Below are 20,495 nucleotides of genomic sequence, written 5' to 3'. Positions count from 1 at the left end.
TTGGTGGCATCCAGCAGGTCAAAATCGAATTTAAATTCATCTTCTTCCGGGATTAGCTGTACGCCCAGCTCATATTCCGGGTAATCACCCGCTTCGATAGCTTCCCACAGGTCGCGGCGATGGAAATCAGGATCGCGGCCGGTCAGTTTTTGCGACTCATCCCAGAGCAGCGAAGCTTTGCCCGCAACGGGTTTCCAGTGGAAGCGTACGAAGGTTGCTTTGCCTTCGGCATTGATAAAGCGGAAAGTATGGATACCAAAGCCTTCCATAGTGCGATAGCTGCGCGGAATGCCGCGATCGGACATCGCCCAGATAACGTTATGCAGCGTTTCCGGCTGTAGGGAAACGTAATCCCAGAAGGTATCGTGCGCGCTTTGACCCTGAGGGATTTCGTTATGCGGTTCAGGTTTTACCGCGTGCACGAAATCAGGGAATTTATGCGCATCCTGAATAAAGAATACTGGCGTATTGTTGCCAACCAGGTCAAAAACCCCTTCGTCGGTATAGAACTTGGTGGCCCAGCCGCGAATATCACGCACCGTGTCCGCCGAGCCCGCGCCGCCCTGCACAGTAGAGAAACGAACAAAAACCGGCGTCTGCTTTTCGGGATTACGCAGGAAGTCTGCTTTGGTAATGTCGCTCATATCGCGATAGGGCTGGAAATAGCCGTGTGCGGCCGAACCACGCGCATGCACGATACGCTCAGGGATGCGTTCATGGTCAAAATGCGTAATTTTTTCACGCAGGATAAAATCTTCCAGCAGCGTCGGGCCGCGTGTACCCGCACGCAGCGAGTTCTGGTCGTCGGCGATGCGTGTACCCTGATTGGTAGTCAGCGGAAAGTTTTCGCCGCCTTTACGGAAGGTTTCCAGCGAATCAAGCTTGGCGTTATGCGTTTCAGGTGACTTCAGGCTTCCCGGCGCGGTGGGTTGTTTACCCGGCGGTGTGGGTTCTGACAGAGGCTTATGCGAGCCATCTGCGGGCGCCAGCGAATCCATTCCCGGCTTCGCCGAATCGGGCCCGGTTAAAGGGGCGTTATGGGTGATTTCCTTGTTATCGGTTTCTTTCGACATGCTCACTTGCTCCTGTGATGAGTGTTGCTATCCAGTAACTATAGAACAGTGAGTGAGGTACGCCTGGAAACCGCAGGGTTAAGTCATAAATCAGGTAAAAAAGGGCCGCAAAGCGGCCCTGAGGTTGATGACAAACTTATTGTCGCGTTTAAAACGGTGACAGAGCAGCAGAGGCAGATCGGGACATGGACACGCCGTGAAATCGTCCCTGATGGCTCGGTTGGCGCGTCCATGCGCCAAACGGTCCGCTTATCCGCTCAGCCTCTGCCGCTATCAAGCTGCAGCGTTGCTGTAAAAAGAGGCAGTCCTGATGAACAGTTCAGGTTTGTCAGCAGTCTGAGGGCCGCAAAGCGGCCCTGAGGCAAGTTGGAAGCGGACTAGCCGTGCGCCAGTTCGGCTTCGTTGTCCGCATCGGCATTCAGGCGCGCCTTATCGGTTTGCTTCAGCCACTGGCTGGTCAGCATGCCAGCAGTCATTGAACCATTGACGTTCAGCGCGGTGCGGCCCATATCGATCAGCGGTTCGATGGAGATCAGCAGCGCTACCAGCGTGACCGGCAGGCCCAGCGTCGGCAGCACGATCAGCGCAGCAAAAGTTGCGCCGCCGCCCACGCCCGCAACGCCAGCGGAGCTCAGGGTAACGATGCCAACCAGCGTGGCGATCCAAACCGGATCGAACGGATTAATGCCTACCGTTGGCGCTACCATCACTGCCAGCATAGTTGGGTAAAGCCCCGCGCAGCCGTTCTGGCCGATAGTGGCACCGAAAGAGGCCGAGAAGCTGGCGATAGATTCCGGAATACCCAGGCGACGAGTCTGCGCTTCCACACTGAGCGGAATGGTGGCCGCACTGGAACGGCTGGTAAAGGCAAAAGTAATTACCGGCCAGACCTTACGGAAGAAGCGTTTCGGATTGACGCCGTTAACGGAAAGCAGCAGCGCGTGCACAGCGAACATAATCGCCAGCCCCAGATAAGAAGCGATAACAAAGCTGCCCAGCTTGACGATATCCGCCAGGTTGGAGCTGGCTACGACTTTAGTCATCAGCGCCATTACGCCGTAAGGCGTCAGCTTCATAATCAGGCGCACCAGCTTCATTACCCATGCCTGCAGGACATCTATCGCCGCCAGCACCCGCTCGCCTTTCAGCTTGTCATCGCGCAGTAAATGCAGCGCGGCTACGCCCAGGAAAGCGGCAAAAATCACTACGCTGATAATGGAGGTTGGATTGGCCCCGGTAAGGTCGGCAAAAGGATTTTTTGGCACAAAAGAGAGCAGCAGCTGCGGCGCGGAAAGATCGGCCACCTTACCGATATAGTTTGTCTGCAATGCGGACAAACGGGCGGTTTCCTGCGCGCCCTGCACAAGGCCGCTGGCGTTGAGATCGAACAGCCAGGTGACAAAAACGCCGACCAGCGCGGAGATTGCCGTGGTGAACAGCAGTACGCCGATAGTAAGTACGCTGATTTTCCCCAGCGATGAGGCGTTATGCAACCGGGCTACGGCGCTGAGAATAGAGGCGAATACCAGTGGCATAACAATCATCTGCAATAGCTGAACGTAGCCGTTGCCGACCAGGTTAAACCAGCTAATGGATTCTTTTAGCACAGCGCTGTCTGCGCCATAGATAGCATGCAGCGCGAAGCCGAACAGCACGCCAACAACCAGCCCCAGCAGCACTTTTTTCGCCAGGCTCCAGCTGGCGTTACCGCTCTTAGCCAGCAGGGCCAGCAGCAGCACGAAAACCGCCAGGTTTGCAATTAATGGAAGGTTCATCCCAGATCTCCGGTAATGACGAGGCCAGACAGCAGCCTCGTTAGTGAGCTATTTTGTTACGCAACGAAATTACGCGCTGGGGGCGATGGTAGCAGCTCGCGGAGAAGGGACTATATAATCAAAAGTAATAGGTTATAATTTTTCCAGTGAATTCGCAGATTTATTGCGCTATCTGGTGATTTATAAAGCGGCTGATGCTGCTTTGCACCTGATCCAGCATCTGTGTCGGCCAGCCTGCTGCACTAAAAGAGGGCGAACCGGCCGGAAACCACATCGCTGCAGCGACCAGCGTAAGGCAAAGCATGCGCTCCAGCTGATTGCCGTTGCGGCTGCTCAGCAGCGGCAGGCGAAAACGCCAGCGGCAGGGCCAAAGCAGCGGCACGCCAGCGGGCGTCAGCATATCGGCGACAATATGGCTAAGGTAGCCCATCACCATACCCTGAAAAACGTCGGCGGGCAGAACCCACTCCTGCGGCAGCTTTAATCGCAGCAAAACGACGCCGCCGATAACGGCCAGCAAGCTGTGGGTAAAGCCGCGATGTCCAAAGGCGCGTGCGATAGGCTGCGATAGCCAACGAAAGCGCTGGCCAAGCGTGGAACGCGGGTGATCGATATCCGGCAGCAGACAGGTCAGCAGCGTGGCGGGAATAACGTGCCACCAGTCTCCGTCACCGAGAACGGGCGTGAGCTCGGCTCGCTTGGCAAAAATCGCGCTGGCTATGGCAAAAATAACGTGGCCTTCGGCCGTCATGGGAAACATCCGGAAACTGGAACTGTCAATGCATCCAGTATAGGGGATATATACAGTAGAAGGAATACGTGACGCTGTAACGAAAGAGTAATATTTTGTTTACGTGGAGTGCCTGAGGATCAGCGAGAAGCCCAGATCGACTACGGTGTTAGCCGGTTCGCCGCCCGCAATTTTATCGGTAAGCATTATCGCTGCCAGCTTACCGGTTTCCCAGCGGTCGATAGCTATAGTAGTTAACGGCGGCAGCATGCTGCTGGCAAAGTCCAGGTCGCCGAATCCTATTACGGCGATATCATCCGGCACTTTCAGGCCACAGCTTTGCGCTTGCAGCATCGCGCCCTGAGCCAGCGTATCAGAGCTGCAAATAATCGCATCCGGCTGGGAGGTCAGCAAATCCGCCATGCCTTTTCGGCCGGCGGCCATCGTTGCCGGAAGCGGCACCGTTGTCTGGCAGCAACATTTCAAGCCGCTCTTTTCTAAGGCTGCCAGCGCGCCTTGCCTGCGCAGCTGCGCCCGATTGTCGTCCGTCCAGAGCAAACCGACCCGGCTATAGCCTTTAGCCGCAATATATTCGCCAGCGGCATAGCCCGCCTTCTCATGCGAGAAGCCGATCAGCATATCCAGCGGCGTCGGGGTTAGATCCCAGATTTCCACCACGGGCAGCGCCGCGTTAAGCAGCCGCTTTTTTAATGCCTTAGTATGATGGATGCCGGTCAGTACTATGCCGTCTGGTTTTCTGGAAAGCAAAGCGGAGACGATCGCTTCTTCTTCTTCAGGCTCATATCCCGCCACGCAGAGCAGCATATGATAGCCGCGCGCGGCAAGTTCGTCGCTTATTGCCTGAATAGTATCGGTAAACATATTGTTATTGATTTGCGGCACAACCACGGCGATTAGCCTGCTGCGGTTCGAAGCTAAGCCGCCAGCCAGCAGATTAGGGATATAGCCGGTTGCCTGAACGGCAGCCATTACTTTTGCGAGCGTAGCCGCGCGTACCAGCTGTGGCCTGTTTAGCGCCCGGCTGACCGTCATCGGCGAAAGGCCAGCGTGGCGTGCAACGTCCTGTAAGGTAGGTGCGCGAGGCACTGTCGATGAGGGCGGCGTTTTAGGCGAATTTCCTGACATGATTTTCCAGTCCTTTTACTGGTGCTGCCAAAGAGAAATAGAGTTGATGGCGCATGATAGCCCAATCATCAATAAGGGATATAGAGCTTTATTTCTCCTGCCAGAGTTGAAACCGGATTAATTTTGTGACGCAAGCGGCGGTTTTTTGCGCTGGTTATGGTCAGGCATCTCAGGTTGGCGCATTAATGATAGCGCAATCATTTCACCAGTTACCGGAGGAGTATGATGACAGCCAGCGCCAATTCCGAAGCCGTAACCTACGCCCAGGCCAGCCAGGCCAAAACAGCTGCCGACAGCGGCGATCGCATCAGCGCCGTTAAGCTTTCCCTGGCTTTTCTGCCGCTCGCCACGCCGGTCAGTGATGCCAAAGTGCTGACCGGACGGCAAAAACCCTTAACGGAAGTCGCCATTATTTTCGCTGAGATCCAGACCCGCGACGGGTTTGAAGGCGTAGGTTTCAGCTATTCCAAGCGCGCGGGCGGGCAGGGTATTTACGCGCATGCCAAAGAAATTGCCGATAACCTGCTGGGCGAAGATCCCAGCGATATCGACAAAATCTACAGCAAGCTGCTCTGGGCTGGCGCTTCCGTTGGCCGCAGCGGGCTGGCGGTACAGGCCATTTCGCCGTTTGATATCGCCCTGTGGGATTTGAAAGCGAAGCGGGCTGGTTTGCCGCTGGCAAAGCTGCTGGGCGCGCATCGCGACTCTGTGCAGTGCTATAACACTTCCGGCGGTTTTCTGCATACGCCGCTGGAGCAGGTATTAAAAAATGTCGCCATTTCTCAGGAAAGCGGTATCGGCGGCATTAAAATTAAGGTTGGTCAGCCCGATACGGCAGAAGATCTGCGCCGCCTTAGCGCGGTGCGTAAAGCGCTGGGCGACGATTTCCCCTTAATGGTGGATGCCAATCAGCAGTGGGATCGTGAAACCGCGATCCGCATGGGCCGCAAAATGGAAGCCTTTAACCTGGTGTGGATTGAAGAGCCACTGGATGCCTGGGATGTGGAAGGGCATGCCGCGCTGGCCGCCGCGCTGGATACGCCAGTAGCCACGGGCGAGATGCTGACCAGCTTCCGTGAGCATGAACAGCTGATTCTGGCGAATGCCAGCGATTTTGTACAGCCAGACGCGCCGCGTGTAGGCGGCATCACGCCATTTCTTAAGATTATGGATTTGGCGGCGCGGCATCATAAAAAGCTGGCGCCACATTTCGCTATGGAAATCCATCTCCATCTGTCAGCCGCTTATCCCATCGAGCCCTGGCTGGAACACTTTGAATGGCTAAACCCGCTGTTCAACGAACAGCTGCTGCTGCGCGACGGCAGAATGTGGCTTTCCGATCGACCCGGCCTGGGCTTTACCCTCAGCGACCAGGCCAGAAGCTGGACGGTGTTGCAGTGCCAGTTTGGGCAACCGGACTAAATTATACTGATAAGGGCGCAAAGGCTCTTCAGGCTGCTGACGAACTTAAAGCGATGGAGGGCCTGTGGCGCACTACGGGCCATGGACGGCCCGTACTGAGCTATCATGGACGATGCTTTTTGCGTCTTTGCGGAAGACACAGGCCCTCTTGAGCCGACACCGCCATACTTTATCATCGACCTCAAGGGCGCAAAGCCCTTATCGTTTTTAGCTGCCGAGAAGATGCCGACTGCTCAGCTCGGTAAGCGATGTGAGTTGCACATCCGCCAGCGACCAGCGCGCGTCATCGGCATATATCGCTGCGGGCACTACAATGGAGCGCATCCGCGCGGCTTTCGTCGCGATCATGCCGTTAACGGAATCCTCCAGGGTCACGCAATTCAGCGGGTCGACCCCGAGACGGGCGGCAGCATCAAGATAAACCTGTGGATGCGGCTTGCTATAGGGCAGCGCTTCTGCCGAAGCCAGCACTTCAAAATAGTGACGCAGGCCGAACATCGCCAGAACCTGTTCCTGCATAAACAGCGGCGAAGCAGAGGCCAGACCGATTTTCAGTCCTTCTGCCTGGCAAAGTTTCAAGGCCAGCTCCACGCCCGGCAGCAGAGGTTTGGTTTCTTCAATCAGATTTAGCGCTCGTGTGATAATGCGCTGCGTTACCTCTTCCTGCGTTGGACCGAGCCAGGGCAGCGTTTCATACCACATACGCACTACCTGATCGATACGCAAACCCACCGTATCCGGCAGCTCGCTTCGCCGTGAAAGATCGACATCCAGCGTGGCGAAAACATCCAGCTCCGCCTGTTCCCATAGAGGTTCGGAATCAATTAGTAACCCATCCATATCAAAAATTGCGGCAAGTACAGGACGCGAATAAGACATAATACGGCTCCGATAGCAGTTTCTGACACCTTAACATGAAGTTAAGGCGCAGAGCATTGCGCACGTTTAATCGCCTTTCATCGCACTGGCGCCATTTTTTTCAGGCAGATTTTGCCTGTCGGGGGTAAACTTACAGCCCTCACAGCATAAGGACAGGAGAAAGCATGACTTATCAACAGGCTGGAAGAGTCGCGATACTGAAGCGCATCGCCGGCTGGATTATTTTTATTCCGGCGCTGATTTCCACGCTGATTTCGCTGATGCGCTTTTTCGAGGCAAGCCGTGAGAAGCAGGAAGGCATCAATGCGGTGATGCAGGATTTTTCCCATGTGATGATCGATATGATCCGCTTCAATACCGGTTTCCTGAATGGTTTCTGGCATAATTCGCCCGTGCCGGATTTTAACCAGGGAGGCAACTGGCTATTCTGGCTAATCTATATCCTGATTTTCGTCGGGCTGGCTTTACAGGCTTCCGGTGCCAGAATGTGGCGTCAGGCGCAGCATCTGCGTGAAGGCATCGAGGACCAGATGATTCTGGAAAGGGCCAAAGGAGAGGAAGGGCGCAGCCGCCAGCAGCTGGAAGAAAAAATCGTGGTGCCGCGCCATACCATTTTCCTGCAGTTCTTTCCGCTTTATATACTGCCTGTTGTCATAGCCGTTGCGGGCTACTTTATCCTTAAGCTGGCAGGTTTTATTCACTGACCCCGCTAAGCCGGGCGGGCCAGCTGTCTGCCCGCTTCCGCCTGGTCCAGCAGGGCGCCGACCGCCCGCTGGGCTTCCTGCAGCCATTCGCCGCCAAAGACATTTGCTCTGTTGAGCAGATAGTAGAGCTGATAGACCGGCTGGCGCTGCTGATAATCGCGCGGCAGTGGCCAAATCGATTCATACCCTTCCAAAATTTGTTGCGGCAGCTCCGGAAACCACGGCAGCATCGCTAAATCGCACTCTCTGTCGCCCCAGTAGCAGGCCGGATCGAAAACGCAGGGACCTTCGATAGTGGTCGCGCAGTTAGCGGGCCAGAGATCGCCATGCAGCAGCGAAGGCGCTGGATGATGAGTGTCCAGGATTTCCCGGGTGCAGCTGACGATAAGATCGATATCGCCATACTGAATACCTTTTTCCGCTGCCAGTTGAAGCTGCCAGCCGATCCGCTGTTCGGCGAAAAACACCGACCAGCGCTTCAGCCAGCTATTAGGCTGCGGCGACGTTTTGATATTGTTGTCGAAATCCAGCCCAAACTGCGGCTGTTCACTCCACTGATGCAGGCGCGCCAGCTGCTGACCAAGCTGGTGGGCGCTTTGCGGGTGGAGTGGAGAGAGGGGAAGATATTCCAGCAGCAAAAAGCTGACCTCGCGATCGTAGCCGACGCCATAAACTTCGGGCACCCTCACGGTATTAGTACGGGCAAGCAGCGCCAGCTGGTCAGCTTCCCAGGTGAAGAGATCCAGCATCTCGCGGCCGTTGCATTTCACAAAGATATCGCGTTCGCCATAGCGAATACGCCAGGCAGGATGGACGTCGCCGCCCGGTAACTCAATGCGCTGGCTGATTTCAGCCTCACCTGACTGCTCACTCAACAGACGACTAATGGCTGACCACATGGCGGTTTCCTCTTTTTCGCTGTAAGTTGCGGGACATGCTGATACTAACGCTTAAATAATATACAAAACCAGCATTTACGCTGCAGATGGCGCACTTTTTACAAAACCTTAGCTTTTAATGCCGCTCAAAAATGTCTCCCAGCGCTGTACTTCTACCTCAGGTTTCTCGCCCAGCACTATTTCGCCGAGGCTAATGGCCTGCTCGCGAATTTCTTCTTCGCTTAAGCCGCTAACGATGCCAAAACTGTTAGTGCCAAGCTCATGGGGGTGACCTTCTTTGTCATGCAACGAAGTCGTGAAGCCGCCATTAGTCAGCGCGCTGTTCAGCTCCAGCACGTCTGTAAGTCCTTCATCTTTGAAGCGAAAAGTCACCACATATTGTGCAATATCTGTCGAGGCCATGATCTACTCCTTTGTTTACTCATCGTTTTTCTTAGCATAGTTCATCCTCGACGCTGCACGGGCTGGAAGCGGTTTTAAAGCTGCCGGGAATTATCACAGGGAACTATCGCATCGACGCTTCTGAGGAGAGATTTTCTGGCCAAATAAGAAAGCTGATTTCAGATTATTGTACAGGTAGCAATATTTAGCGGGGAAAGCGGGCAGCCAGGTTGCTGACAAGCGCGTGATTACTCTTTCGTTAATGGGATTAATCCCATTAGACAGATTATTTCCTTAAAATATAAGCATCTGACGGCATTTAACAAAATGTTACCAATCTTTCTATAAAAGAGATTGAACGTCCCGTAAAACTCTTCAGACTCACCCTTTTTCAACAGTCGTATGGATCATATTTAATGAAAGCGCTTAACAAGTTGTCGGCAGTTGTTTTACTCTCCGGCGGAGTATTTTGTCATCAGGCACTGGCGGACAACAACGTCTTTACCGTCATGGATGATCCTTCCACAGCTAAAAAGAATTTTGAGGGCAACGCGGCGGCGGGTTACCTGGCTCAAACCGGCAATACCACCAGCTCTTCGCTGACGGCCAGCACCAATATGACCTGGTATCAGTCACAGATGGCCTACAGCCTGTGGGGCAACGCCAGCAACACTTCTTCTAATGATGAGCGTTCTTCAGAAACTTATCAGGTAGGTGGACGTACGCGCTACAACCTGAACCCGTCTGATTATCTGTTTGGCCAGGCCAGCTGGTTAAGCGATCGCTTTAACGGCTACGATGGCCGTTCTATTCTGGCTGCCGGTTATGGTCGCCAAATCCTGAACGGGCCGGTGCACTCACTGCGTCTGGAAGCCGGTCCTGGCGTGCGTTATGACGACTACCACGACGGCGGCCATGAAACTCAGGCGCTGGCTTACGGCGCGGCCAGCTACCAGTGGCAGCTTACCGACACCACTAAATTTATCCAGGGCGTTTCCGTACTGGGTAGCGACGACACCACCATCAACTCCGAGACTGGCTTGCAGGTGGCTATTAACTCCCATTTCTCCCTGAAAATGGCCTATAACGTTACCTGGAACCAGAATCCGCCATCTTCTGCGCCGGATAAGACCGATACCAAAACCACTATTCAGCTTTCTTACGCTATGTAAACCCGGTGGGCCAGCGCGTGCTGGCCCACTGTTTGCCTCTTCCGTTCCCGACATTTTATTTCCTCTCCCGCAAACAATCATTCAATATAAAGAAACCAAACTTAATTAGCTGAACCTGACGTGCCCATTTTGCAGTTAAGATTAAATCTGGCAGTTAAGCGTTTTTTTTTGACGAAACGGGCGGAAATTGGTTTTATTAATCCGCTTTATTTTGTTATCGAAAAAAGGAGAGATGAAATGAGTAAACAAGAATTGACCCTTGAACAGTGCCAGACAATCCGCGGTGGAAGCGTAGAAGGTGGTATAGTCGGCGGGTTTATCGGTGGATTTGTGGGAAGTTTACTTGCAATCCCTGCTGGTGTGGCAAGCGCGGGATTTGGCACAGCGGTCAGTATAGGTGCAACAGCAGCAGGGGCAGCTATTGGCGCTAACGTTTCGTGATCAGGTTAAAAACTAACGGTGTTTGAGTGTTAAAACTATACCGGTAACTTTTATATTTGACAGCGGTACAGCATTTACTTGTCTGTTAAATATTATTCTTTACCAGCCAGTGTTAGCATGATCTGGAAAGAAAATTTGCAAAATTCTATACCGGATAAAACGGCTACTTAAATCATCGTATAGTTTTCAACGCAATGTAAATCCGGCGGGCCAGTATATGCTGGCTCGTTGTTGTTAACTCGCGCTGGCGGTTCTTATTTATTCTTTCTCGCCGTAAACGCTATATCAGCAGCCTTTTTTCCTGACAGACGCGTAATTTATATATTTGCTAATGCTATGATACCCTGTAAAAATCTGTTGGGCGTTCGCAAACTGTCAAAAAGACGTCATATTAATGTGAAGATGGTTCAGCTTGATAATTCCTCAACCTATATCCTGAAAGAAATTATTCATGAATAGTGAATTTAATAGTTGCCTTAAAAAGTCGCCGCCAGGAGTTCAGCTGTATTCTTTTGTGCTGGTGCTTTTTTTTTCCCTTTTTATTATAATTCTTATCCAAGGGAGGTACGGTAAACAAGAAATAGTTCGTGGACTTGTCCGGGATGAATCTTATTATCGGATTGCCGCCAGCAAGGTCGGCAACGTGACAGAACTTTATGTTAAAGAGGGAGAGATCGTTGATCAAGGAGCACCGCTTTTTCGTGTTGCTCTGCCATGGCAGGATGTGAAGGACCAGCTCAACGGTAAAAGCATGTTGCAGGAAACAATTCTCAGGCTTACTGAAGCACAGCGCGATATTAAAACTGAACAGGATCTGTATCAGCGGGAGTGGGATAATTTAGTCAGGCAAAAAGAGAAGTACTTTTTGCAGCTTAACAATAAGCTTGAAAAAATTTCACAGGTTGAAGCGGATTATGAACAGAAAACAAAGCTCTATAAAAAACAAATGGCGGAACTCGTTTCCCTGTTAAAAACTAAATCAATTAATAAATCAGAAGTGGAAAACCTGAAGCAAATTATTATTGACAATAACTTGGCTCTGGCTAAAGCAAAAATAGAGCGTGAAACTCTTTTACAAAGCCAGGCGGAGCAAGAGATAAACTACCTTAGAATGGAGCGTGAGCTTTTACAAAACAAAAACAATCTTGAAGCCAGATTGCGCGATATCGTTAACGAATTGAATAAAATACAAATGGAGCAGGAGTATATAGTTACTTCACCAGTTGCGGGGAAAGTTCACGACGTTGGTATCCTGGAAGGCGACTTTGTTGATGGCAAAGTTCCTTCCATGATTATAAAAAAAGGTGAAAGCAGTAAGCCCGTAGTCATTCTTTACCTTTCAGGCAATCAAATCGGACTAATAGACAAAAATGAAAAGGTCTTTCTGCGCGTCGATACTTTCCCCTATGAAAGCTACGGTATGGTAAGCGCGCGGGTCACCAATATAGCCAGTACACCGACGCTGGTCAGCATGGATGAAAAAGAGTCACTATTCAGAGTAAAACTGAAAATTACTGAGGAAGATAAATTCAGTAAAATTCCGCTAGCCTGGTTAAATGACGGTATGCCGGTGACAACCTCTTTACGTCAGCCAAAACAAAACTTATTTGAATGGCTATTTTTACCAATGAAAAAGGCGTTGAAGCGCAATCCGGACTTTATAGAATGAAAAAACAGTTTAAAATTAAAGATGTGATTCAGGATGAAATGGCCGAATGCGGATTGGCCTGTATAAGCTATATTGCCGGTGTTTATGGTAAAACGGTTAGCCTGGAATCCTTGCGCAGCAAATATGATGTCACTCTGGATGGCCTCTCTTTCTGGCACCTGATGAAAATATGCGCTGAGAATCAAATGATCGCCACTGGTGTTCAGGTATCCGCAGATGCGCTAAACGAGCTGGAAAAGCCGGCGCTGTTGTTATGGGATAATTGCCATTTTGTGGTGTTGAAAAAAACGGGCAAAAAAACGATTGAAGTGATGGATCCTGCTGTCGGCAGCCGACATTTCACCTGGGAACAAGTAAAAGGTCTTTTTTCCGGCGTTGCGCTGGAGATCCTTCCCTCGGAAGGATTTACGCCAGGCGATAGTGAAGAAAAAGAAAAAGCAAAACCGCTGGACTTCTTTAGCCTGAAGATGTTTGGTCGCGGCCTGCTGAAATACAAAAGCTATATGCTGCCTTTTGCCGCGATGGCCGTCGTCATTCAATTAACCAACGTGGCAATACCAAAATTTATGTCGCTGGTATTCGACGAAGTTTTGCCAAAGAATGATGAAGATTTACTCTGGTTACTGCTGTACATCTTTGGCTTTGTCTATCTTGTGCAATCCATTGGCAGCTATTTGAAAATTATCCTTTCACAACGATTGCGCAGGGCCATCTCTCAGCTGGAAGGCATCAACATAGTCAACAAGCTGTTCCGGATGGATCTTCGGTTTTTCAATAAAAGGATGCCTTCCGACCTGTTAAGGAAGATAAAGTCAGTTGACGTCTTTCACATTATTTATACTCAGGGTTGGGTAGATATTGTGATAGATGCGTTTTTCGCCGTTATGTTTATCGTGCTGATGTTTATGATCAGTTTTGATTTGGCACTGTTGACCTTGACAATTACCGGTCTGATGATTTTGGTAAGGCTAATGCTGCTGCCGATATTGATGTCGCGGCAATACTCGGCGCTGGATGCAGAGATTAAAAGGGATAATATTTTGCTGGAAGCGATCGACAATATCAATATGATTAAAATAAGCCATACCGAGTACAGAAAAATTAATAACTGGTTTTATCAACATGCCGATCTGGAAGATAATCGTTCTTCAATAGAGAAAATAAACTCGATTATTCAGCTTTTGGTTACTACGATATCGCATTTGCAGACATTAGTTATTATGGGAATGGGAGCGTATAGTGTTTTGAAGGGACAAAACACCGCCGGTCATCTCATTTCTTTTATATTCTATAAAAACTGCTTAATGAGCAACGTCCAGTCTTTAGTAGAAAACCATATTAATCTGAAAATATGTTCAGTTGAGGTCAGGCGGCTGAAAGATATTACGTCAAAAGAAAAACAGCCAGATGAAGCGTTTCGTAGCAGTACAAAATATAAAAGAGAGCCAGTGGAAAATATAGCCATCAAAGATCTCTCTTTTGGCTATTCAAATCTCGATGAAGCCTTTATTAAAGATATTAACCTTACTCTTAATAAAGGAGAGAAACTAGTTATAACCGGGCCTTCCGGCTGCGGTAAAACAACCTTGCTTAATATTATTGCCGGTCTGCTTTCTCCAGTGAAAGGAGAGGTGTTGGTAAACGGGATTGCGTTGCCGAAATTTGGGCTTTATCAGTACCAGGAACAAATTTCTATCGTTACGCCACAGGACAAAATAATTAGCGGCAGCATCATGGATAATATCATCTATGAATGTGAACACTTTGATATGCAGCTACTGGAAGAGTGTATTGAGAAAACCCGCCTTGCCCCGGTTATCCGCAGCCTTTCAGCAGGACTGAATACGAGACTGGGCGTTAACGGCGCCAGGCTCTCTTCCGGGCAGCAGCAGCGCCTGATGATAGCCAGAGCACTGTACCGCAGGCCGGAACTGATCCTGCTTGATGAGCCGACCTCGCATCTGGATGACAAAGCGCGTGAGGTGATTATCGGTTTGATTACGTCTTTGCCGGTGAGCTGCATTATTGTGTCTCACGACAGGTATCTGATAGATGCGATAGCAAAGGAGGTTGCTCTTGTACCACTGCATCAAGGCTAAAATGCTATCACCGCTGAAAATGATGACGGCGAAGGTCAATGCAGTATTTACGGAAATAGTGATCAGACAAACTGTCGCTATGACTTTTGACCGCTGCTCTGTCAAAACTGCCTATACTATCTTCAAAATATTTAGCGCTTTATTCTCCGGTTATCTGAATAAGCAGTGTGTTACAGATAGTGCACAGTATCTGAGCAGTAAAATATTTAAGGTTAATAACAGAAAATTCGCCAGATTGATGGTGTTGAATAGACTGATGTCAAGTTACATTCGTTTTGGCTTCTATAAACAGGCATGGGCCTCTGTGCTCACTTTCCTTAATCGTAACTGCCTCGTTCAGTATAAGGGAGAGCAACAGCCTGGTAAGCTTTTACTATGCACCCATACCGGCGATTACTGGGTACTCATTCTTAGCGCAGCAAGGCAATATGAAGGAAGCGGTTATAATTTTATCGTGCCTGTTTATCAGAAGATTGCCGATGAACAGCTCAAGATGTACAATAGAATTACCATTCCGGGCGTAAATGTGAAGTTTATCAATATCCATGAAAAAGGAATGCTGCTAAAGCTAAGTCGCTATTTAAAGGATCCGAACACTGTAGTTGCCGTTTTCTATGATTTGTTTTGCTATTCAGCAGGCGTTTTTAATGGCGCTAGTGAACCTGTTACTTTTTTTAACAGAAAAGGGCAAATGACTATCGGCATAACAAATATGGCGAAACGTCTTAATTTGACGGTGAACTTTGTTTCATGTTGTTATCTGACTGAAGAAAGTAAATATATGGTGACTATTTCCCCTGATATCCAGCTTACAGAGCTAAAAGATCCCGGTGAAGTAATGCTGGGTTTCCTGGAATCTTATCTTTGTAAAACTCCATGGCAATGGCATTTTGTCGCCTCGCTGGATGCCTATTACCATTATCCCTTATATATCTTGCAAGCCAAAAACAGCCAGCAGGCTTCGCTTTTCGCCCGTTTAAATCATAAATACTCTCATCGATAATGGTTATGATAAAGAAAATTGCTGTTTGTCTGACGCTCCTGCTGCTGAACGGCTGCTCTCTTGCTCCTGAATATAGTAAGCCTGAAACAACGGCAGATCGCGTGGGTGAGCTCAAAGCTGGTGATGTTTATCGTAGATACAGCTTTGAAGAATTGTTTGCTAAAGATGCTCCATTACTGGAGGTACTTGAACATGCGTTGGTGAATAATTACGATCTTCAGCAGGGAGCACTGCGTATCCAAACTGCCCATGCCCAGATGCAAAGCTCGCTGTTTGATTTTATTCCTGGTGCAAAGCTATCTGTAGCGAAAAATATATCTATGGCATCCGGCGCTTCGCTCTATAGTGGGCAAACGATCAGACAGAAATCGGAAAGCTATCAAAGCAGCCTTGGCGTAGATTCTTATGAAGTGGATATCTGGGGGAAAAAGCTAAACGAAGTCGCCTCTTTGAAACACGATCGGCAGAGCTATGAAAGCGCCGCTGCGGCGCTGCGGCTGACGCTAATGGCCGACCTTGCCAATAACTGGTACGAAACGCTTTATATGATCAAAATCTGGCATTTGCTGAACGATAAAATTGCTTTGCTGGACAATATAGCCGACGGCCTACAGGCGCTGGACCAGACAGAAAGGTTAGATGCCGTTATCATGTCTAAGTTTATTCGCGGCAGGGCCAGCGATGAGAACAGCCGTCAAAATCTGCAAAAAGAAATTGTCAATCGTATTCATAAACTCGAATATCTTTCAGGCTACCGTTCTCCCTGGCTGAATACCAGTCGCTGGCAGCAGCTTTCCGGCGAATTTAACGTACCTGAGATACCGCAGCGTATTACTTCCGAGGTTATTTTTAATCGACCGGATGTAATGGCGTCGGAAATGAAAATAAAATCGGCTAACGGCGCCATCGGTATAGCTCGCGCCGCTTTCCTGCCGGTTTTCAATCTTTTTGCTAACGCTTATCATACTTCGAACACTTTTAATAATGTGCTGGACAATCTCAGGGAAAACTGGACGCTGACGCCGTCGTTGATCCTGCCTGTATTTAACTGGCCCAAAAATTATGCCAACCTCGACTATGCTAAATCGCAGCAGGCAATGGCAGTAGTCGAGTATCGCAAGACCGTGGCTCAGGCTTTACTGGATATTCAGGAAGCCACTAACAATCTTAACAGCTATCAGCGGCTTCTTGCCGCTGCCAGAAATGAAGTCGCTAAGCATCAACAAAATTTTGCTAAAATTTCCCACCGTTACGCCGCGGGCTACGCGGATCTTTACAGCTATTATGAAGCAATAGATATGCTGAACGCGGCCGTGCTGGAGCTTGAAAGCCACCGTCAGCAGACTATGGCAAACACTGTCGTGTTGCTGAAAGCTGTCGGCGGGTAGTTTTGCGAGACGCCTTTCTGAATCCGGATCGCGCCGTGCATTTGTCTGCTATGAGGTGTAAGATACTACACCTTCAAAGGTTTTTGCGTACGGCAGGCCTTTGAACCTGTGTAGCAGGCGCTGTTCCAAATCGACAAGCGTGAGTTGATTTTAAGAGACAACAGCCTGATATATAAAACAAACTCAATTTTGTATGTAGCCTTGCGTATGGGTTACCACTGCAGGTAAGGATGTATCATGCCCGTAATTACACTTCCTGATGGAAGTCAGCGTACTTTCGACCACGCCGTTAGCGTGATGGAGATTGCCCAGGACATCGGTCCGGGTCTGGCTAAAGCCTGTATAGCAGGCCGCGTAAACGGCGAGCTGGTAGATGCGGTCGACCCGATCGCAGAAGACGCTAACGTCGCTATCATCACCGCCAAAGATGAAGCCGGACTGGAAATTATTCGCCACTCCTGTGCTCACCTGCTGGGACACGCGATCAAACAGCTGTGGCCAGATACCAAAATGGCAATCGGCCCGGTTATCGACAACGGTTTCTATTACGATGTTGATATCGACCGTACCCTGACTCAGGAAGATATCGAGCTGCTGGAAAAGCGTATGCACCAGCTGGCCGAAACGAATTATGACGTCGTCAAGAAAAAGGTCAGCTGGCAGGAAGCGCGCGATGCGTTCGCCGCGCGTGGCGAAACCTATAAAATGACCATTCTTGATGAGAACATCAGCCACGATGACCGTCCCGGCCTCTATCATCATGAAGAGTACGTGGATATGTGTCGTGGCCCGCATGTGCCGAACATGCGCTTCTGCCATCACTTTAAGCTGCAGAAAATTTCCGGCGCCTACTGGCGCGGCGACAGCAACAACAAAATGCTGCAGCGTATCTACGGCACCGCCTGGGCGGATAAAAAGCAGCTGGCTGCCTATTTACAGCGTCTGGAAGAAGCGGCGAAGCGCGACCACCGTAAAATCGGCAAGCAGCTCGACCTGTATCATATGCAGGAAGAGGCGCCGGGCATGGTGTTCTGGCACAACGACGGCTGGACGATTTTCCGCGAGCTGGAAGTTTTCGTCCGCAGCAAGCTTACTGAGTACGACTATCAGGAAGTGAAAGGCCCATTGATGATGGACCGCGTGCTGTGGGAAAAAACCGGCCACTGGGAAAACTACAAAGAGGCGATGTTCACCACTTCTTCCGAGAACCGTGAATACTGCATCAAGCCGATGAACTGCCCGGGCCACGTGCAGATTTTCAATCAGGGTCTAAAATCATACCGCGACCTGCCGCTGCGCATGGCGGAATTCGGTAGTTGCCACCGCAACGAGCCATCCGGCGCGCTACATGGCCTGATGCGCGTGCGCGGCTTTACCCAGGACGACGCCCATATCTTCTGTACGGAAGAGCAGGTGCGGGATGAAGTTAACAGCTGCATCCGTATGGTATACGACATGTACAGCACCTTCGGTTTTGAAAAGATCGTGGTGAAACTGTCTACTCGTCCGGCGAAGCGTATCGGCAGCGACGAAATGTGGGATCGCGCCGAGGCGGATCTGGCGGCGGCGCTGAAAGAGAACGATATCCCGTTTGAGTATCTGCCGGGCGAGGGCGCTTTCTATGGTCCTAAGATTGAATTCACCCTGCACGACTGTCTGGATCGCGCATGGCAGTGCGGCACCGTTCAGCTGGACTTCTCGCTGCCGGGCCGCCTGAGCGCCTCCTACGTGGGTGAAAATAATGAGCGTCAGGTGCCGGTGATGATCCACCGTGCTATCCTGGGTTCTGTGGAGCGCTTTATCGGTATTTTGACCGAAGAGTATGCCGGTTTCTTCCCGACCTGGCTGGCTCCTGTACAAGTGGTGGTGATGAATATCACCGATGGTCAGTCCGAATATGTTGCAGAATTGACCCAAAAACTTCAGAATGCGGGCATTCGTGTAAAAGCGGACTTGAGAAACGAGAAGATTGGCTTTAAAATCCGCGAGCACACTTTACGTCGTGTCCCGTATATGTTGGTCTGTGGTGATAAAGAGGTGGAAGCAGGCAAGGTTGCCGTTCGCACCCGCCGCGGTAAAGACCTGGGCAGCATGGACGTAAACGAAGTGATAGCGAAACTGCAGGATGAAATCCGCAGTCGCAATCTTCATCAACTGGAGGAATAAGGTATTAAAGGCGGAAAACGAGTTCAACCGGCGCGTCCTAATCGCATTAACAGAGAAATCCGCGCCACAGAAGTTCGACTGACTGGCGTCGATGGCGAGCAGATTGGTATTGTCAGTCTGAACGAGGCTTTAGAAAAAGCAGAGGAAGCAGGCGTTGATTTAGTTGAAATCAGCCCTAACGCCGAGCCGCCCGTTTGCCGTATCATGGATTACGGCAAGTTCCTCTATGAGAAAAGCAAATCTTCTAAAGAACAGAAGAAAAAGCAAAAAATTATCCAGGTTAAGGAAATTAAGTTCCGTCCTGGTACCGATGATGGCGACTACCAGGTAAAACTACGCAACCTGGTTCGCTTTCTGGAAGAGGGTGATAAAGCCAAAATCACGCTGCGTTTCCGCGGTCGTGAGATGGCGCACCAGCAGATCGGTATGGAAATGCTTAACCGCGTCCGTAAAGATCTGTGTGAAGACATGGATCTGGCGATTGTCGAATCCTTCCCTTCGAAGATCGAAGGTCGTCAGATGATCATGGTGCTCGCTCCTAAGAAGAAACAGTAGGCCATAAAGTGACGGCGGTTCACTGAACTGCCGTTCGCCTGCCTGTTTTATTTTATTAACAATGCGAAGTGGATGTTTTAAATGCCAAAGATTAAAACTGTACGTGGCGCGGCCAAGCGCTTCAAGAAGACCGCCTCTGGCGGCTTCAAGCGTAAACACGCGAACCTGCGTCATATTCTGACCAAAAAATCTACCAAGCGTAAGCGTCACCTGCGTCCGAAAGGCCTGGTGTCCAAAGGCGATCTGGGTCTGGTTATTGCCTGCCTGCCGTACGCATAAGTCTATTTTTTTTAAATCAGAATATTAAACAGGAGAGCTAAATGGCTCGTGTAAAACGTGGTGTAGTTGCTCGCGCACGTCACAAAAAAATCTTAAAACAAGCTAAAGGCTACTACGGTGCACGTTCACGTGTTTACCGCGTTGCTTTCCAGGCTGTTATCAAAGCTGGTCAGTATGCTTACCGTGACCGTCGTCAGCGTAAGCGTCAGTTCCGTCAGCTGTGGATCGCGCGTATCAACGCAGCGGCACGCACTAACGGTATTTCTTACAGCCGTTTCATCAATGGCCTGAAAAAGGCTTCGATCGAAATCGACCGTAAGATCCTGGCTGACATCGCCGTATTCGACAAAGTGGCATTTACTGCCCTGGTCGAAAAAGCGAAATCAGCTCTGGCGTAAGTCAGATGAAAGAGGGAGCTTGCTCCCTCTTTTATTTTATGTAACCGCAGCAAAAGATTGACATTTTTGTCCGTGCGTTTTTCAATAGGGCCACGCTTTATCATCCGGCAACAAGGCAACGCATCATGACCGCGAATTTCCGTTTCTTTTTTTACTTTAGCACCTGAACATCGGGAGGCTTGCGCTAAGAAAAGAAACGAAAAATCGCGCCGAAAGCCTCCCTCGTGGAGGCTTTTTTATTTTCTGCGCGGCAGATCCAGGACGTCTCGTCGTCCCCATAAAAAAACAGACCGGCCACGGCGGCTGGAAGAAGAGG

Annotated in this window: 19 protein-coding genes and 1 other annotated feature; of the genes, 12 read left to right on the top strand and 7 right to left on the bottom strand. The window is 50.1% G+C overall.

Annotation, left to right across the window (positions count from 1 at the left end; translation table 11 throughout):
• From ACETPC_RS09265 to ACETPC_RS09250, 4 genes are all read right to left on the bottom strand, one after another.
• The coding region (locus ACETPC_RS09265; protein ID WP_380180638.1) for a catalase at positions 1-1,073 on the bottom strand (1,073 nt) is incomplete at its 3' end.
• 377 nt (positions 1,074-1,450) lie between these two features.
• Entirely contained in the window at positions 1,451-2,848 is a 1,398-nt protein-coding gene (locus ACETPC_RS09260; protein WP_380180636.1) for an L-cystine transporter, read from the bottom strand.
• A gap of 160 nt (positions 2,849-3,008) precedes the next feature.
• A complete protein-coding gene (locus ACETPC_RS09255; protein ID WP_380180634.1) occupies positions 3,009-3,599 on the bottom strand; it encodes a metal-dependent hydrolase in 591 nt (196 codons plus the stop codon).
• A gap of 99 nt (positions 3,600-3,698) precedes the next feature.
• Positions 3,699-4,724, bottom strand: a complete 1,026-nt coding sequence (locus ACETPC_RS09250) for a LacI family DNA-binding transcriptional regulator (RefSeq protein ID WP_380180632.1) — start codon at positions 4,722-4,724, stop codon at positions 3,699-3,701.
• A gap of 225 nt (positions 4,725-4,949) precedes the next feature.
• Between ACETPC_RS09250 and ACETPC_RS09245 the strand changes: the two genes are divergently transcribed.
• On the top strand, positions 4,950-6,146 hold the full coding sequence (locus ACETPC_RS09245; protein WP_380181057.1) for an L-talarate/galactarate dehydratase: 1,197 nt from the start codon (positions 4,950-4,952) through the stop codon (positions 6,144-6,146).
• 207 nt (positions 6,147-6,353) lie between these two features.
• On the opposite strand, the gene hxpB is transcribed toward ACETPC_RS09245, so the two are convergent.
• On the bottom strand, positions 6,354-7,025 hold the full coding sequence (hxpB, locus tag ACETPC_RS09240) for a hexitol phosphatase HxpB (protein ID WP_380180630.1): 672 nt from the start codon (positions 7,023-7,025) through the stop codon (positions 6,354-6,356).
• A 164-nt stretch (positions 7,026-7,189) separates the two neighbouring features.
• On the opposite strand from hxpB, the gene ACETPC_RS09235 reads away from it, so the two are divergent.
• Positions 7,190-7,729 carry a YniB family protein gene (locus ACETPC_RS09235; protein ID WP_380180628.1) on the top strand — a complete coding sequence of 180 codons (540 nt, stop codon included), beginning with the start codon at positions 7,190-7,192 and terminating at the stop codon, positions 7,727-7,729.
• A gap of 5 nt (positions 7,730-7,734) precedes the next feature.
• On the opposite strand, the gene ACETPC_RS09230 is transcribed toward ACETPC_RS09235, so the two are convergent.
• The gene (locus tag ACETPC_RS09230) at positions 7,735-8,628 is read right to left on the bottom strand and encodes a fructosamine kinase family protein (RefSeq protein WP_380180626.1); all 894 of its coding nucleotides are present in this window, start codon (positions 8,626-8,628) and stop codon (positions 7,735-7,737) included.
• 108 nt (positions 8,629-8,736) lie between these two features.
• The gene (gene ghoS / locus ACETPC_RS09225) at positions 8,737-9,030 is read right to left on the bottom strand and encodes a type V toxin-antitoxin system endoribonuclease antitoxin GhoS (RefSeq protein WP_380180624.1); all 294 of its coding nucleotides are present in this window, start codon (positions 9,028-9,030) and stop codon (positions 8,737-8,739) included.
• 395 nt (positions 9,031-9,425) lie between these two features.
• Between ghoS and ACETPC_RS09220 the strand changes: the two genes are divergently transcribed.
• The 10 genes from ACETPC_RS09220 (at position 9,426) to rplT (ending at position 20,179) form a co-directional block, all read left to right on the top strand.
• Positions 9,426-10,181 (top strand): YdiY family protein, encoded by a 756-nt coding sequence (locus tag ACETPC_RS09220; RefSeq protein ID WP_380180622.1) that lies wholly within the window; start codon positions 9,426-9,428, stop codon positions 10,179-10,181.
• 120 nt (positions 10,182-10,301) lie between these two features.
• Positions 10,302-10,622, top strand: a complete 321-nt coding sequence (locus ACETPC_RS09215) for a hypothetical protein (protein WP_380180620.1) — start codon at positions 10,302-10,304, stop codon at positions 10,620-10,622.
• Positions 10,623-11,073: 451 nt separating this feature from the next.
• A complete protein-coding gene (locus ACETPC_RS09210; RefSeq protein WP_380180618.1) occupies positions 11,074-12,291 on the top strand; it encodes an HlyD family secretion protein in 1,218 nt (405 codons plus the stop codon).
• The gene (locus ACETPC_RS09205; RefSeq protein WP_380180616.1) at positions 12,234-14,390 is read left to right on the top strand and encodes a peptidase domain-containing ABC transporter; all 2,157 of its coding nucleotides are present in this window, start codon (positions 12,234-12,236) and stop codon (positions 14,388-14,390) included. The genes ACETPC_RS09210 and ACETPC_RS09205 overlap by 58 nt, the downstream gene beginning before the upstream one ends.
• On the top strand, positions 14,368-15,393 hold the full coding sequence (locus ACETPC_RS09200) for a hypothetical protein (protein WP_380180614.1): 1,026 nt from the start codon (positions 14,368-14,370) through the stop codon (positions 15,391-15,393). The genes ACETPC_RS09205 and ACETPC_RS09200 overlap by 23 nt, the downstream gene beginning before the upstream one ends.
• A 101-nt stretch (positions 15,394-15,494) precedes the next feature.
• A complete protein-coding gene (locus ACETPC_RS09195) occupies positions 15,495-16,781 on the top strand; it encodes a TolC family protein (protein WP_380180612.1) in 1,287 nt (428 codons plus the stop codon).
• A 237-nt stretch (positions 16,782-17,018) separates the two neighbouring features.
• Positions 17,019-18,947: a threonine--tRNA ligase gene (thrS, locus tag ACETPC_RS09190; protein ID WP_380180610.1), complete on the top strand. Its 1,929-nt coding sequence runs from the start codon at positions 17,019-17,021 to the stop codon at positions 18,945-18,947.
• 3 nt (positions 18,948-18,950) lie between these two features.
• Entirely contained in the window at positions 18,951-19,502 is a 552-nt protein-coding gene (gene infC / locus ACETPC_RS09185) for a translation initiation factor IF-3 (RefSeq protein ID WP_336141363.1), read from the top strand.
• An 81-nt stretch (positions 19,503-19,583) separates the two neighbouring features.
• Positions 19,584-19,781: a 50S ribosomal protein L35 gene (gene rpmI, locus ACETPC_RS09180; RefSeq protein WP_010275699.1), complete on the top strand. Its 198-nt coding sequence runs from the start codon at positions 19,584-19,586 to the stop codon at positions 19,779-19,781.
• Between the two features lie 41 nt (positions 19,782-19,822).
• Positions 19,823-20,179 carry a 50S ribosomal protein L20 gene (rplT, locus tag ACETPC_RS09175; RefSeq protein ID WP_016169860.1) on the top strand — a complete coding sequence of 119 codons (357 nt, stop codon included), beginning with the start codon at positions 19,823-19,825 and terminating at the stop codon, positions 20,177-20,179.
• 117 nt (positions 20,180-20,296) lie between these two features.
• Positions 20,297-20,420: a sequence feature (Phe leader region), on the top strand.
• Positions 20,421-20,495: the final 75 nt, after the last annotated feature.

It is taken from the genome of Pantoea sp. sgz302252 (assembly GCF_042610525.1).
In the GTDB taxonomy this organism is placed as follows: Bacteria; Pseudomonadota; Gammaproteobacteria; order Enterobacterales; family Enterobacteriaceae; genus Erwinia.
Note: the sequence above shows the minus strand (reverse complement) of the source record. Positions and strands in the feature narration are given on the sequence as shown.

Excerpts from the sequence above, each read along its gene's own strand:
- ACETPC_RS09250 (WP_380180632.1), bottom strand. The coding sequence starts at position 4,724 with ATGTCAGGAAATTCGCCTAAAACGCCGCCCTCATCGACAGTGCCTCGC.
- rpmI (WP_010275699.1), top strand. The coding sequence starts at position 19,584 with ATGCCAAAGATTAAAACTGTACGTGGCGCGGCCAAGCGCTTCAAGAAG.
- thrS (WP_380180610.1), top strand. The coding sequence starts at position 17,019 with ATGCCCGTAATTACACTTCCTGATGGAAGTCAGCGTACTTTCGACCAC.
- ACETPC_RS09220 (WP_380180622.1), top strand. The coding sequence starts at position 9,426 with ATGAAAGCGCTTAACAAGTTGTCGGCAGTTGTTTTACTCTCCGGCGGA.
- ACETPC_RS09255 (WP_380180634.1), bottom strand. The coding sequence starts at position 3,599 with ATGACGGCCGAAGGCCACGTTATTTTTGCCATAGCCAGCGCGATTTTT.
- ACETPC_RS09230 (WP_380180626.1), bottom strand. The coding sequence starts at position 8,628 with ATGTGGTCAGCCATTAGTCGTCTGTTGAGTGAGCAGTCAGGTGAGGCT.
- ACETPC_RS09260 (WP_380180636.1), bottom strand. The coding sequence starts at position 2,848 with ATGAACCTTCCATTAATTGCAAACCTGGCGGTTTTCGTGCTGCTGCTG.
- ACETPC_RS09245 (WP_380181057.1), top strand. The coding sequence starts at position 4,950 with ATGACAGCCAGCGCCAATTCCGAAGCCGTAACCTACGCCCAGGCCAGC.
- ghoS (WP_380180624.1), bottom strand. The coding sequence starts at position 9,030 with ATGGCCTCGACAGATATTGCACAATATGTGGTGACTTTTCGCTTCAAA.
- ACETPC_RS09235 (WP_380180628.1), top strand. The coding sequence starts at position 7,190 with ATGACTTATCAACAGGCTGGAAGAGTCGCGATACTGAAGCGCATCGCC.
- hxpB (WP_380180630.1), bottom strand. The coding sequence starts at position 7,025 with ATGTCTTATTCGCGTCCTGTACTTGCCGCAATTTTTGATATGGATGGG.
- ACETPC_RS09205 (WP_380180616.1), top strand. The coding sequence starts at position 12,234 with ATGGCTATTTTTACCAATGAAAAAGGCGTTGAAGCGCAATCCGGACTT.
- rplT (WP_016169860.1), top strand. The coding sequence starts at position 19,823 with ATGGCTCGTGTAAAACGTGGTGTAGTTGCTCGCGCACGTCACAAAAAA.
- ACETPC_RS09210 (WP_380180618.1), top strand. The coding sequence starts at position 11,074 with ATGAATAGTGAATTTAATAGTTGCCTTAAAAAGTCGCCGCCAGGAGTT.